This is a genomic window from Brevibacillus sp. MCWH, from assembly GCF_013096935.1.
Classification (GTDB): domain Bacteria; phylum Bacillota; class Bacilli; order Brevibacillales; family Brevibacillaceae; genus Brevibacillus; species Brevibacillus aydinogluensis.
This window is the reverse complement of record NZ_SDLF01000225.1, coordinates 1-401: the sequence shown is the minus strand read 5'-3', so window position 1 is coordinate 401 and position 401 is coordinate 1. Positions and strand designations below refer to the sequence as shown.

At 57.4% G+C, this 401-nt stretch carries 1 pseudogene; it reads right to left on the bottom strand.

The features are described from left to right. A pseudogene (locus ETC00_RS20190) lies at nucleotides 1–401 on the bottom strand (RuBisCO large subunit C-terminal-like domain-containing protein); the annotation flags it as partial.

Here is a 401-nt window from a genome sequence, read left to right as displayed (position 1 = left end):
CGTTAAACAAGAGCGCCGTCGCACCCGCTTCGATGAGACGGAGCGCTTGGTCACGCAGTCCGAACACAGGGCCGCTCAATGTGATGGCGTAGAGAACACGTTTCCCGGTCGCTTCGAAGTGGTCATGAATGACACGCGCTCCGATTCGGGCCCGCTCGAGCGACGGAGTGAGCGGGTTGTCATATAAAATCTCATCGTCTTTGACGATATCGATGCCACCGGCGAATTGATCGCGGAGCTGTTGCTCGAGAAACGCAAGGTCACGGCCAATGACGCCTTTGAAGATGCTCATGACGAGCGGACGATCGTGGACACCGAGCAACTCGCGAATCCCATCGACGCCGAACTTGGCGCCTTGGAAATGAGGAGCGAGCGTCTCGGGCAACGTCAAGTCGATTAAC